Below are 13,539 nucleotides of genomic sequence, written 5' to 3' on the forward strand. Positions count from 1 at the left end.
AGAAAATCAGGAATGAATACAAAATATTTAATGATTGCTAGTGCCGTTGTGATGGGACTAAGTGGCATCTCATGCACATTTTTCCCACAAGAAATTATTGCTTTCATAGGTGGAAGTGAAACGACATTTCCTGTTTTAATCTTACAAGTACTTGGAGCATTATACCTTGGTTTTGCCATGATGAACTGGATGGCTAAAATCGTTTTAATTGGTGGCATTTATGCTCGACCATTAGCAATGGGTAATTTAATGCATTTTGCTATAGCAGGCATTGCTTTATTAAAAGCAGCAATGCAATATCCTGCTCTTTCTTACCTATGGCTTATTTGTTTGATATATGTATTGTTTGCGTTATTATTTACTTACGTTTTCGTTACAAGCCCAGTAAAGAAGTAAGTTTTGTATAAATACGTATCAATGATAATAGCAATAGAATTACGCAACGGTTAAAGATTTCTCAAAAATATTTTTTGATATTTTACCAATGATTTCTCCTTTTACTTGTACAAATACGTCTTCTTTGTCTTTAATCAATTGTAGTCTTCCTTTGAAAATAGAGGCATATTCATTGGCGATGAATTGATTCAGGTTTTTTCTGTTTTCAATTCTGCAAACAAACTCCTGCTCATCTTTTATAACTACTAAACGGAGTTTTTCTTTATGAGGGACCACATTCAATACAAATGAGGAACTCAGGGATATATTCATGATTTCAATTTTAAAATCGTTTTAAACTATTAATAACTCTGCCCGGTTTAAATTTTGAGGTAGTGACTTTCTACTAAATTCTATATTACTCCATTCTATTTCCCAAAATGATTTTTATTTTCTACTGAAGAGTATAAACTTCTACCACTCTTTAAAATGATAAGAGTATGAGATTGAATTTTCATGGCAATAAAAATATGTTTTAAATCATTGAAAACAAAAAATATTCTGAGTAGTTTTCAAGTTGATATTAAAAATTGCCTTAATCTTTTAAAATATGAAAACGTCACAAATCCCATCAAAAAAAATCTTTTTAACTTTTTTGGTTTTATTAGGTTGGTTTGCCTTAATTCTCCAATATTATGTAATGATAACAACCAAAAAAGAAGATATGTCTGAATTAACGATTAGGTTTTTTAGCTATTTTACCATTCTTAGCAACCTACTCGTTTCTATTAGTTCTACGGTATTATTATTAAAACCTAATATTGCCTTGACCAAATTTTTATCGCTTCCCAAAACATTAACAGCCACCACAGTCTATATCGTTATTGTCAGCATAATTTATAATACAATGTTACGCTTCGTTTGGCATCCAGAAGGCTTATTTAAAGTTGCCGACGAATTACTACATTTAATTATACCCCTGATTTTTTTTATTTATTGGCTCATATATGTCAAGAAAGACGAACTTCAATGGAGTGATTTTCGCCCTTGGCTAATTTTTCCTTTCCTTTATATGATTTTTATTTTGCTGAGCGGCGCTTTCTCAGGATTCTATCCATATCCGTTTATTAATGTTACTCAGCTTGGCTACATAAAAGTATTCATCAATGCCTTCTTTATAACCATCGTCTTTATAATGGTTTCTTGTCTATTTATAGGCATTGGCAAGCTGATGACTAGAAATATCGCCTTGAAATAAGTAATATGATAGAAATATTTGTAATCAGGCTTTTTTGTAACTTCGACCCTAAAATATTTCATCTATGAAAAACGTAATCTACCGTTTATTGCTAAATCTTATTTTCCTTGGGTCATTGCTATGCTCTTTTGAGAATTTTGCTCAACAAGAACAATTATATATTACCTATCCAATGATGCCGTTGAATGTAAACCCAGCTTATGCGGGTAGTCGAGAGGTAGTGAGTATGGCAGCATTGTATCGTCGTCGTCCATTATTTAGTACGGTAGGTGCTGCCGCTACTAATCAACAGTATTTTAATTTTGATATGCCCATTGCGCAAGATAAAATGGCGATAGGTTTTCAGGCATACAGTGCCGACCAATTGATTGGTAACAATACAGGAGGTATTATTGGAAACTTAGGATTGTACGGAGACTTTGCCTATCGTTTTACGTTACCCAATGATGGCAAATTAGCAGTAGGCGTACAGGTGGGCGTTACGCAAGTACCCGCTTATATCTCATCAACTGGCGGAGGTATTGGTACGACAGGATTTAATTCAAGTATTGGTTTAGGACTTTATTACCACAATGATGATTATTACGCAGGTATTTCTTTGTTGAATTTGAATGCTAATAAAAATGAATTCAATCAACCTTCGTTTATTACAGCAGGATATGTTTTTGATATTGATGATGACCTGCAGTTGAAGACGGGTATATTGGTCAGAAGGCTTTCAAACAATTATACTACTCTAACAGATGTTGACCTTAACGCAACAGCATGGATTAATAAGCGTTTTGGATTAGGAGTATGGTATCAAAATACAGGGTCTGAATTTTCAAACAATGCTTTTTTAGGTTCTTTACAGATTCAATTCAGTAAAATTCAACTTGGATATGCTTATGACTTTACGGGCAATTCAAACGGAGCAGTGGGGGCGAAAGAAGGCTTTCATCAGATAATGTTACGCTATGAATTTGATTCAGGCAATGGTAAATCGGGTGTTTTTAGGTATTTCTGAAATAATCTTGTTATTAAACGAGCATTTATTATCTACAAAAGCTCAGAAATATACCGAAATCCTAAAAAAGCTGAACCAATAGTGTAAAATAATTAATTTTTGAAGTTATTATTGTACTTTGTAAAGAAATATATCCTTTTGGAATCATTAAAAGCTGTGCTATATAAATTTGGCATTCTTTCAATAAAAAACAAATAATTTTTATGTTTTAATTTGAAAGCTTAGCTTAACTTTGCCGTTAGAATAGAATAAGAACAAAAAAGAAACAAATAACGATAGTCCCAATTCTGGTTACGTCACATTATAATGGATCAATTTTCATACATTGCCAATGCTGATACGGCAGCGATTTCTGACCTTTATGAGTCATATTCAAAAGACCCTAATTCGGTAGATACAAGTTGGCAAAACTTTTTCAAAGGTTTTGATTTTCACGCAAATTGGAGTGACTCTGAAGGAGTGTCCAATGGTATAAAAAGTGAAGGCATTTCTTCGCCTGATACTTCAAACGTTCAGAAAGAAATGGCTGTAATTAGTTTAATTAAAGCCTTTCGTTCTCGTGGACACCTTCTAGCAAAAACCAATCCGATTCGTAATCGTAAAAACCGTCAGCCCCGTTTAGATTTGAAAGATTATTCTCTTTCAGAAGCTGATTTAGATACTAATTTTCAAGCTGGAAATTTCTTAGGCATTGGTGCTGTTTCTTTACGCAAGATTCTAGAATCGCTTAATAAGATTTATGCAGGCTCTATCGGTTTTGAATATGCTTATATCCGTGAGCCAGAAGTGAAAGAATGGTTACGTGCTAAAATCGAAAGAGAAGCCTTATCATTCAATCCTTCTATAGATGAAAAGAAACAAATCTTAACAAAACTGAACGAAGCAGTAGTTTTCGAGAACTTCTTGGGAACCAAATATTTAGGTCAGAAACGATTTGGTTTGGAAGGTGGTGAAAGTACTATTCCTGCATTGGATGCTATCATCAACCGTTCAGCAGAATTAGGCGTGAAAGAAGCCATGATAGGTATGGCACACCGTGGTCGTTTGAACGTGCTTGCCAACATCATGCACAAATCTTACGATGCTATTTTTGATGGTTTTGAAGGCAATCTTCCTGACCAAATTCATGGCGATGGTGACGTGAAATATCACTTAGGATATTCTTCAAAACATATTTCTCCATCTGGTGTTGAAATTTCGTTGAAATTAGCACCTAACCCTTCACACCTTGAGGCTGTAAATCCTTTAGTAGAAGGTTTTTGTCGTGCCAGAGCGGATGCTCACTACGAAGGAGATTACGATAAAATTTTGCCAATTTTGATTCATGGTGATGCCGCCGTTGCTGGTCAAGGTATTGTTTATGAAGTAACACAAATGGCAAAACTGAAAGGTTACGAAGTAGGAGGTACTATCCACTTTGTGATTAATAACCAAGTAGGGTTTACAACTGACTTTGAGGATGCTCGTTCATCAATCTATTGTACAGACGTTGCTAAAATCATTGATGCACCAGTATTCCACGTAAATGGTGATGACCCTGAAGCAGTAGTTTTTGTATCTAAAATGGCCGCAGAATTCCGTCAGCAATTCAATCGTGATGTATTTATTGATATGGTTTGTTACCGTAGAAATGGTCACAACGAATCTGATGAACCTCGCTTTACTCAGCCAACACTTTATGCAAATATTACTAACCACTTAAATCCAAGAGAGTTATATACTCAAAACTTGATTGCTAAGGGTGATATTGATGCAAAATTGGCTTCAGAGATGGATTCTGAATTCAAGAGTGAATTACAAGCTCGTTTGGATTTAGTAAAACAAAAAATTCGTCCTGAATACCATCCTTTAAAATTGGATAACCGTTGGGCTGAATTGCGTTATGCTAATTTAGCTGATTTTGATAGCTCTCCGAAAACAAGTATTTCAAAAGAAGCCATTGATAAAATTGCTGCATCACTTTCAAAATTGCCTGCTGGTTTTACTGCCTTAAAGCAAATTGAAAAAGTATTATCAGATAGAAAAGGATTCTTTGAAAATGGATTATTGAACTGGGCAACTGCTGAAGCACTGGCGTATGGTTCATTATTGTTGGAAGGCAAACCTGTAAGAGTATCAGGACAAGATGTACAGCGCGGAACGTTCTCGCACCGTCATGCTGTATTACATGATGCTAATACGAACGAATCATATACTTCTTTGAATTATATTGAAGAAGGACAAGAGCAATTACAAATCTTCAACTCATTATTGTCAGAATATGCAGTATTAGGTTTTGAATTTGGTTATGCTTTAGCAAACGCTGATACATTAGTTATTTGGGAAGCACAGTTTGGTGATTTCTCAAACGGCGCCCAAACAATGATTGACCAATTTATTGCTTCTTGTGAGTCTAAATGGGGAACAATGAATGGTTTGGTCATGCAGTTACCACACGGTTATGAAGGTCAGGGACCTGAGCACTCAAACGCTCGTCCAGAAAGATACTTACAATTAGCTGCTGAGGAAAACATTGTAGTAACAAACCTTACTACGCCAGCTAACCTTTTCCACGCTTTGCGTCGTCAATTAGCTTGGGAATTCCGTAAGCCGTTAATAATGATGTCTCCAAAATCATTGTTCCGTCATCCAAAAGTAGTTTCACCAATCAGTGACTTTACAGATGGAAAATTTGAGGAAGTTTATGGAGATACTTTTGTGGAAGCTAAAAAAGTGAAGAAAGTATTGCTTTGTAGCGGTAAAGTTTATTTTGACTTGCTAGACAAGCAAGCTAAAGATAACCGTACAGATGTAGCCATCATTCGTATAGAACAATTACAACCTTTCCCTACTACGAAAGTTCAAGCAGAGATAGATAAATATCCTAAAGCAAAAGTATACTGGGTACAAGAAGAACCAGAAAACATGGGATATTGGTCATTCGTTATTCGTGAATTTGGCTGGAAACCATTTGAAGGCTTAGTAGCACGTAAAAAATCAGCTTCGCCTGCTACAGGTTTCTTAAAAGTTCATAATGAAGAACAAGCAGCATTAATAGAAAGAGCATTCGCGTAATAATAAATTTGTTGGTTACTCATGCTTGAATGGGTAACCAACTTTTATTAATTTATAGGGTTATTAGTGTGTTAGATTAGTTTTAAAGACAACACTTGTAATTCATCAATCAACTTAAATTATAGTAACTAAGTATTTTAATCATATAGTTTTGGTTTTTAGAGATATCATCAATTCTAAAATCTAAATTCTAAATTATAAATTCAGAATATGGCAATTGAAATGAAAGTACCGCCAGTAGGCGAGTCAATAACAGAGGTAACCATCGCCGCTTGGAATAAAAAAGACGGAGATACTGTTAAAATGGATGAAGTTTTGTGTGAACTAGAATCAGACAAAGCCACTTTTGAACTCCCAGCCGAAGCTGAAGGCGTCTTGAAAATCGTTGCTAAAGAAGGTGATACTTTACCGATTGGTGCTGTTATATGTATTATTGAAACAGTGGGAGGACAAGCTGCTCCAACTCCAGCAGAGCCTGCTCCAGCTACTCAAGAAGCACCTGCGCCTGCACCTACTACTGCCCCTGCACCTTCGCAAGCACCAGTAGCTAGTACAGAAGCACCCAAAACGATTGAGATTAAAGTTCCTACTGTCGGAGAATCAATTACAGAAGTAACGGTTTCTTCATGGAATAAAAAAGAAGGAGATTCAGTAAACATGGACGAAGTATTATGTGAACTAGAATCAGATAAAGCAACATTTGAACTTCCTGCTGAAGCAACAGGAACATTACATATTGTAGCCGAAGCAGGAACTACCTTGCCAATCGGTGGAATAGTAGCTACTATCACAGTAGGTGCTGGTCAGACTGTAACGGCGGCTGCACCAGCGGCAGCTCCTGCGCCAGAAGCACCAGCTTCAAGCGCATCAGCTACTAGTTATGCAGCAGGACATGCTTCGCCAGCAGCAGCTAAAGCATTAGCAGAAAAAGGTATCGACCCAGCAAATGTTCAAGGTTCTGGTGTAGGTGGTCGTATTACGAAAGAAGATGCACAATCAGCACAAAAACCAGTAGCTGTGCCAACGCCAGCGCCTGCTAAAGCAGCTGAGCCAGCTCCAGTGGCAGCTCCATCAACATCAGGTAGAGGAGAAAGAACGGAGAAAATGACTTCTTTGCGTAAGACAGTTGCTCGTCGTTTGGTTCAAGTGAAAAACGAAACAGCGATGTTAACTACTTTCAACGAAGTAGACATGAAACCAATCATGGATCTTCGTGGAAAATACAAAGACAAATTCAAAGAAAAACATGGTGTTGGTTTAGGCTTTATGTCGTTCTTTACCAAAGCGGTTTGTGTAGCGTTAAAAGAATTCCCAGCAGTGAATGCGTCAATTGATGGAGAATCAATTGTTTATCATGACTATTGCGATGTTTCAATTGCTGTTTCTGCTCCAAAAGGTTTAGTAGTTCCAGTTATCAGAAATGCTGAGCAATTATCTTTAGCAGGTATTGAATCAGAAGTAATTCGTTTGGCTTTAAAAGCAAGAGATAATAAATTGACTTTACCAGAAATGACTGGTGGAACATTTACGATTACTAACGGTGGTGTATTTGGTTCGATGTTATCAACGCCAATTATCAATGCTCCTCAATCAGCTATTTTAGGGATGCACAATATCGTAGAACGCGCTGTAGTAGTTGGTGGACAGATTGTTGTTCGTCCGATTATGTACATTGCTCTTTCTTATGACCACAGAATTATCGACGGTAGAGAATCAGTTTCATTCTTGGTAAGAGTAAAACAACTTCTTGAAGACCCAACACGTCTATTATTAGATGTATAAATAAAAGGCTGATGGCTTTCAGCAATCGGCAATCAGAACAGATAGCTAAAAATTCCTTAGAAAATAAGGAGTTTTTAGCTATCTTTTTATGAAAGAAAAATAAGAGTCCCCATTTTATAATAAAGTAAATCAACTTATAACTTGATGGTCGTCAGTTAACCACTGAATGCCAAAAGCTAATAATATGCAATACGACGTAATAGTAATCGGTTCTGGGCCGGGTGGCTATGTAGCTGCAATCCGTGCCGCACAATTAGGCAACAAAACTGCCATCATTGAGAAATATTCAGTTTTGGGAGGTACTTGCCTAAATGTAGGTTGTATTCCTTCAAAAGCTCTTTTAGATTCTTCAGAGCATTTTCATAATGCAGCGCATACTTTTGCTGACCACGGTATCGAAATCTCTGCTCCAAAAATTAATATCGAGCAAATGATTAACCGTAAGGCAGGGGTTGTGAAGAAAATGAATGACGGGATTAATTTCTTGATGAAGAAAAACAAGATTACTGTTCATAATGGTTTAGGCTCATTCGTTGACAAAAACACCATTAATGTTGCTAAGGCTGACGGTACTTCTGAACAGATTACAGGTAAAAATATTATCATTGCTACGGGTTCTAAACCAACAGCATTGCCTTTTATTCCTATTGATAAAAAGAGAGTAATTACTTCAACGGAAGCCTTGAATTTACAAGAAGTTCCAAAACACCTTGTGGTGATTGGTGCTGGTGTAATTGGGGCAGAATTAGGTTCTGTATATGCTCGCTTGGGTGCTAAAGTAAGTTTTGTTGAATTTGCTGATTCGATGATTCCTACGATGGATAAAACAATGGGTAAGGAATTGCAAAAAGCAGTTAAGAAATTAGGGGCTGAATATTACTTCTCTCATAAAGTTACGAGTGTTGTAAACAATGGAGACGATGTAACGGTAACAGCTAAAAATAGTAAAGATGAAGACGTACAAATCACAGGCGACTATGTGTTGGTTTGTATTGGTCGTCGTCCATATACTGATGGCTTGAATCTTGAAGCAGCAGGTTTAACAACTGAGCGTGGTAAGATTGAAGTAGACGAGCATACTTTGCAAACAAAAGTACCAGGAATCTATGCCATTGGTGATGTGATTCGTGGAGCCATGTTAGCACACAAAGCAGAAGAAGAAGGTGTTTTTGTAGCAGAGACTATTGCAGGACAAAAACCTCACATCAACTATAATTTGATTCCAGGTGTAGTTTATACTTGGCCAGAAGTAGCTTCTGTAGGTAAAACTGAGGAAGAATTGAAAACTGCTGGAAAGGCTTATAAAGTAGGTTCATTCCCGTTCAAAGCGTTAGGTCGTGCTACAGCATCAGGTGACACTGACGGATTAGTGAAAGTATTAGCAGATAAAACTACTGACGAAATCTTAGGCGTACACATCATTGGTGCAAGAGCAGCGGATATGATTGCCGAAGCAGTAGTAGCGATGGAATATCGTGCTAGTGCAGAAGACGTAGCAAGAATGTCTCACTCGCACCCAACTTACACAGAGGCGATGAAAGAAGCTTGTTTAGCAGCGACTGAAAACCGTTCAATTCATTCTTAATCTAAGAATAAATGATAAAAATCAAAGGCTTGGAGGGTTGTCCCTCCAAGCCTTTTTTATTAGCTTTGGGAAATAAACCAATAATAATCATGGAAAAACCGTTTGTAAGTTTTTTTACTTTAGTTAGAATTTCAATAATTTTTATTTCAGTAGTGTGTTTGAATGGCTGTAGCCAAAAGAAAAATGAAGAGAGCAAGGTAGATTCGAGTACAAATACAAAGCGACATTCAAAAATTATTGCAAGACCAGATACCATTCAAGAACTATATTTAGAGGATATTTTAGCTTGTGTGAATTTTGATGGACTTACTAAAAAGTATGGAGCTGATAATGTCAAGAAAGAGGTGATGATAGAAACTGGTGAAGGACAGTTTAAAATAACAAAGCTTTATCCTGATACTGAAAAGGAAGTAGAAATTTATTGGAAAGACGGCAAAGAATATCAACAGATTCAGGATGTAATGATACGAGTACGTTATACCAAAGATGAGAAAACAGATTTTAGTTCGCCTTGGAGCTCTAAGAATGGCATTCATTTAGGCATGAAGCTGGCTGAAATCGTTCAGTTAAACGGCAAAACGTTTACAATTACTGGCTTTGGATGGGATTTAGGGGGAAGCGTAGTAAGTTGGGAAGGAGGAAAGCTCGCTGGTAAAAATATCAATGTTCGCTTTAATGATTTTTCAGATGATAACGGTGGATTAACTCCTCAAGAATTCAATGCTATTTCAGGTGAGATGGAGTTTGATGTTTTGCATTCGTCTATCACAAAGTTAAACCCTTCAGTTGACCAAATTTCTGTTTTTATTAAACCTGAAATAACAAAAGACCAAGGACAAAAAATGGTAAAAGAAGTAGAAGCTAAGCAGGTGAAGAAGTAGCTTTTAGCTTTCAGAAGTGAGCTATCAGCTATAAGCTTATTGCCTTTAGATTTTTTTAAAAATGTAGATAATACTCATCTAACAGACATAATGTCGAAGTCTTTCTATTAGGGTGCGACTTAAGTCGCACCCTAATAGAAATTATCTCAAAGCTTAAGGCTCAAAGCTCATAGCTGACCGCTATTTAAGCTTCTCATTCTCCAAATGCCTAGTAGCATCCCGTTTAGTTTTCTTGTCTAGGTTTTTTTGTAAAGCTTCTGTCAAATTTATCCCTGTTTGATTCGCAAGACATATCAGCACGAACAATACATCTGCCATTTCATCCCCTAAATCTTTAGCCTTGTCAGATTCTTTTTCAGATTGTTCGCCATATCTGCGAGCAATTATTCTGGCTACTTCGCCCACCTCTTCAGTAAGCATCGCCATATTAGTCAATTCATTAAAATAACGAACGCCAATGGTTTTTATCCAATTATCAACCGTACTTTGTGCTTCTTCGATAGTCATTTTTGATGCATTGTTTTACTGAAAAAACTACCCATAAAGCCACCAAACAAACAAGGGAGAGGCGAAATATAAGTAGAGAATTGATTGATATTAGGAAACTTGGCTTCTATCCCTAAGAACTGCGCAAGATAAAAACCAGCAAAAATTCCGACTGTTAATTGAATAGCTGAAATCCAACCCTTTTTAGGTTCTAAGTAGCCAATTAATAAAGCCGAAAGTAGAATAACAAAAAGCGGCCAATGTACTACATCAGCATTCAGGTTTACTGCTACAATTACCAAAGTGGCAGCAACCGTTACAATAGTATTGCGTATCATTTTAAAAAGACTAAATTTTATGCTTCGAATCTATCACAATCGTAACAGGACCATCATTAATAAGGGATACTTTCATATCAGCCCCAAATTCACCTGTTTGTATATTCTTACCCAAATCTTTCGATAACTGTTGTATCATTTGTTCGTACAAAGGAATAGCAACCTCTGGGCGAGCCGCCTCAATAAAACTCGGTCTGTTGCCCTTTTTGGTACTGGCGTGTAATGTAAATTGACTAATCAGTAAAATATCACCATTTATTGCATTGATGTCGAGATTCATTTTACCTTCTTCATCAGCAAAAATTCTCATGCCAACAATTTTTTTTGAAAGCCATTCTACGTCATCCAAAGTATCTGCATGAGTAATCCCTAATAATATCAAAAAGCCAGTTTGGATACTCCCTTTTATATTCCCTTCTATTTTTACCGAAGCCTCAGCAACTCTTTGTATAACTGCAATCATAATCTACATCAAGAAAAAAACAATTAATAAATAAATGCCATAGCCTAAAAGGTCGTTGGTGGTGGTGATAAACGGCCCCGAAGCAATGGCTGGATTAATCTCAAACTTATTCAGTACCAAAGGAGTAATTGTTCCCATGAAAGATGCTAATAAAACAACTGCAAATAACGATAAAGACACCGTTAGCGATAATTGAACATTAGCACCATCCACCGCTAATGAACCTACAAAAGCTACTACACCAGCGATAAAGGCATTTAATAAAGCTACTTTTAAGACCTTCCAGAGACGTTCCTTTAAAGGAATATCAATACCAGATTTATCGGCTAAACTTTGTACAATCAGTGAAGAAGATTGAATACCTACATTTCCACCTGTTGAACCAATTAAAGGGATAAAGGCAGCAACTGCGGCCGTGATTTCAATGATATTACCAAGCGTGTCGATGAGTTTTGCCGCAATAAAGCTCCCAAACATACCAGCAATCAACCAAGGCAAACGAGAACGCACCAAAAGCCAAACGCTATCGTCTTCTTCTACGTCTTCCGAGATACCAGTCATCGCTTGTACGTCTTCTTGTGCAGACTCCGTAATAAAATCGACCACGTCATCAATGGTAATTCTACCTAACAAACGCCCTTGGATATTTACCACAGGGACAGCATCCAAATCGTATTTCTGCATCACATCAGCAACCTCTTCACCTTTGGCTGTCGTTTTTACAGAAACAATATCTTCATCATATATATCCGATACTTTCGCCCCTCTTTTAGCAAGAATTATTCTTTTTAAAGACATCCTTCCTAATAGAATACTCTCATCATCAACCACATAAACGGCAGATACATTTTCTACATCCTCGGCTTGTCTTCTTATTTCTTCAATACATTCTGTGATAGACTGCTTTATGTTGATTTTGATTAACTCTTTTTGCATCAAACCACCTGCTGAGTCTTCGTCATAGTGCATCAAATCGTTCACAAAACGAGCTTGCTCTCTGTCTTTCAACAAACCGATAATATCCTCAGAAATATCTTTAGGTTGTTCGTTCAGAATATCAACGGCATCATCTGAATCCAACACATCGATGTATTCCGCAATTTCCTTTGCTGAAAAATTCTTGAGGAATTTCTTGCGATCATCGGCATCAAGATTCGTGATGATTTCAGCACCTAATTTTTTGTCTAATAATCTTACTAAATAATGAGACTCTTCACCGTTCAACTCATACAAAATATTAGTTATATCTGCTGGATATAACTCTCCCATTTCAGCGATGATTAACTCATTTTCTTGCTCAGTAATGGCAGTCTGTATTTTTTCTAAGTATTCCTTTGTGAGTTCAAAAGGAGTAAGTTCAAAAGGTTGTTGATTTGTCGATTCCATGATTTTGTAGTCCCAACAATTATTTGGATGGACTAAATAGTTAGAGGATTTTACTCAATAATAGGAGCATTATCTTCGGCTAGCCGAGTTAATTCAAGAAAATCGGCCACAGATAATTGCTCTGCTCGTTTATTTAAAAACGGATTTTCTGGTAATTGTAAGGCTCTCAAGGCATTTCTTAGTGTTTTACGACGTTGATTAAAACCCATTTTTACAATAGCCTTAAATTTACTTTCTGATACGCCCAAATCCGATACATTATTTCTTTTTAGTCGAATTACGCCAGAATTTACTTTTGGCGGTGGCGAAAATACTTCAGGACCCAACGAAAAGCAGTATTCGATATCATAAAATGCCTGTAAGAGGACACTCAGAATACCGTAATCTTTATTACCTGGCTTTGAAGCAATCCTTACCGCTACTTCTTTCTGAAACATACCCGCGATTTCTGGTACATAATCTTTATAGTCGAGGACTTTAAATAAAATCTGTGAAGAAATATTATAAGGAAAATTTCCTACAATGCCGAATTTTTGACCGTTGAAGAAGGTCGATAAATCCTGATGTAAGAAGTCAGCTGAATGGATTCTTCCCTTCAATTGTGGATAATGTATATTGAGGTATTCAACCGACTCACGGTCTAGTTCTACTACCGAAGTTTGATATTCTGTATGTTGTAATAAAAATTGAGTAAGTACGCCCATTCCTGGTCCAATTTCCATCACTTGGTCGTAGCCCCCATGAAGTGACATCAGCTCTACAATTTTTCTTGCTGCCTCTAAATCTCTTAGAAAATGTTGTCCTAGACTTTTTTTAGCTCTTACGTCTTTCAATGATTCTGTCGTTGGTTTTTGGATGTTAAATAATGTCAAAAAGACTAATGAATTGCTTTTATTCCTTAAAATTACGCCGTTTTTTGTACTTT

At 36.5% G+C, this 13,539-nt stretch carries 13 protein-coding genes; 7 read left to right on the forward strand and 6 right to left on the reverse strand.

Going from position 1 to position 13,539, the window contains the following annotated elements; all coding sequences use genetic code 11:
* The first annotated feature begins 12 nt into the window (after positions 1–12).
* Positions 13–396 carry a hypothetical protein gene (locus AC1RNE_RS16530; protein WP_492802341.1) on the forward strand — a complete coding sequence of 128 codons (384 nt, stop codon included), beginning with the start codon at positions 13–15 and terminating at the stop codon, positions 394–396.
* Positions 397–435: 39 nt separating this feature from the next.
* On the opposite strand, the gene AC1RNE_RS16535 is transcribed toward AC1RNE_RS16530, so the two are convergent.
* On the reverse strand, positions 436–708 hold the full coding sequence (locus AC1RNE_RS16535; protein WP_492802343.1) for a hypothetical protein: 273 nt from the start codon (positions 706–708) through the stop codon (positions 436–438).
* A 277-nt stretch (positions 709–985) separates the two neighbouring features.
* Here AC1RNE_RS16535 and AC1RNE_RS16540 point away from each other — a divergent pair, with 277 nt between their 5' ends.
* From AC1RNE_RS16540 to AC1RNE_RS16565, 6 genes are all read left to right on the forward strand, one after another.
* Positions 986–1,633 (forward strand): Pr6Pr family membrane protein, encoded by a 648-nt coding sequence (locus tag AC1RNE_RS16540; RefSeq protein ID WP_492802344.1) that lies wholly within the window; start codon positions 986–988, stop codon positions 1,631–1,633.
* A 64-nt stretch (positions 1,634–1,697) separates the two neighbouring features.
* Positions 1,698–2,639, forward strand: a complete 942-nt coding sequence (locus AC1RNE_RS16545) for a PorP/SprF family type IX secretion system membrane protein (RefSeq protein WP_492802346.1) — start codon at positions 1,698–1,700, stop codon at positions 2,637–2,639.
* A gap of 306 nt (positions 2,640–2,945) precedes the next feature.
* Positions 2,946–5,693: a 2-oxoglutarate dehydrogenase E1 component gene (locus AC1RNE_RS16550; protein WP_492802347.1), complete on the forward strand. Its 2,748-nt coding sequence runs from the start codon at positions 2,946–2,948 to the stop codon at positions 5,691–5,693.
* Positions 5,694–5,903: 210 nt separating this feature from the next.
* The gene (gene odhB, locus AC1RNE_RS16555; protein WP_492802349.1) at positions 5,904–7,475 is read left to right on the forward strand and encodes a 2-oxoglutarate dehydrogenase complex dihydrolipoyllysine-residue succinyltransferase; all 1,572 of its coding nucleotides are present in this window, start codon (positions 5,904–5,906) and stop codon (positions 7,473–7,475) included.
* A 184-nt stretch (positions 7,476–7,659) separates the two neighbouring features.
* A complete protein-coding gene (gene lpdA / locus AC1RNE_RS16560; RefSeq protein ID WP_492802351.1) occupies positions 7,660–9,060 on the forward strand; it encodes a dihydrolipoyl dehydrogenase in 1,401 nt (466 codons plus the stop codon).
* 89 nt (positions 9,061–9,149) lie between these two features.
* Positions 9,150–9,941, forward strand: coding sequence for a hypothetical protein (locus AC1RNE_RS16565; RefSeq protein ID WP_492802352.1), 792 nt, complete (start codon positions 9,150–9,152; stop codon positions 9,939–9,941).
* Positions 9,942–10,121: 180 nt separating this feature from the next.
* Here the strand turns inward: AC1RNE_RS16565 and AC1RNE_RS16570 are convergent, their stop codons facing one another.
* The 5 genes from AC1RNE_RS16570 to rsmA are packed head-to-tail and all read right to left on the reverse strand — an operon-like array spanning position 10,122 to position 13,486.
* Complete coding sequence (locus AC1RNE_RS16570; protein ID WP_184132504.1) at positions 10,122–10,448, reverse strand: nucleotide pyrophosphohydrolase; 327 nt, start codon at positions 10,446–10,448, stop codon at positions 10,122–10,124.
* Positions 10,445–10,765, reverse strand: a complete 321-nt coding sequence (locus AC1RNE_RS16575) for a hypothetical protein (protein ID WP_492802353.1) — start codon at positions 10,763–10,765, stop codon at positions 10,445–10,447. The genes AC1RNE_RS16570 and AC1RNE_RS16575 overlap by 4 nt, the downstream gene beginning before the upstream one ends.
* Before the next feature lie 10 nt (positions 10,766–10,775).
* A complete protein-coding gene (dtd, locus tag AC1RNE_RS16580) occupies positions 10,776–11,228 on the reverse strand; it encodes a D-aminoacyl-tRNA deacylase (protein WP_492802355.1) in 453 nt (150 codons plus the stop codon).
* A 3-nt stretch (positions 11,229–11,231) separates the two neighbouring features.
* Positions 11,232–12,614 carry a magnesium transporter gene (gene mgtE / locus AC1RNE_RS16585; RefSeq protein ID WP_492802357.1) on the reverse strand — a complete coding sequence of 461 codons (1,383 nt, stop codon included), beginning with the start codon at positions 12,612–12,614 and terminating at the stop codon, positions 11,232–11,234.
* 50 nt (positions 12,615–12,664) lie between these two features.
* Entirely contained in the window at positions 12,665–13,486 is an 822-nt protein-coding gene (gene rsmA / locus AC1RNE_RS16590) for a 16S rRNA (adenine(1518)-N(6)/adenine(1519)-N(6))-dimethyltransferase RsmA (protein WP_309958959.1), read from the reverse strand.
* Between the last annotated feature and the right edge of the window lie 53 nt (positions 13,487–13,539).

Source organism: Arcicella sp. GW822-FHT02H01 (genome assembly GCF_058802005.1).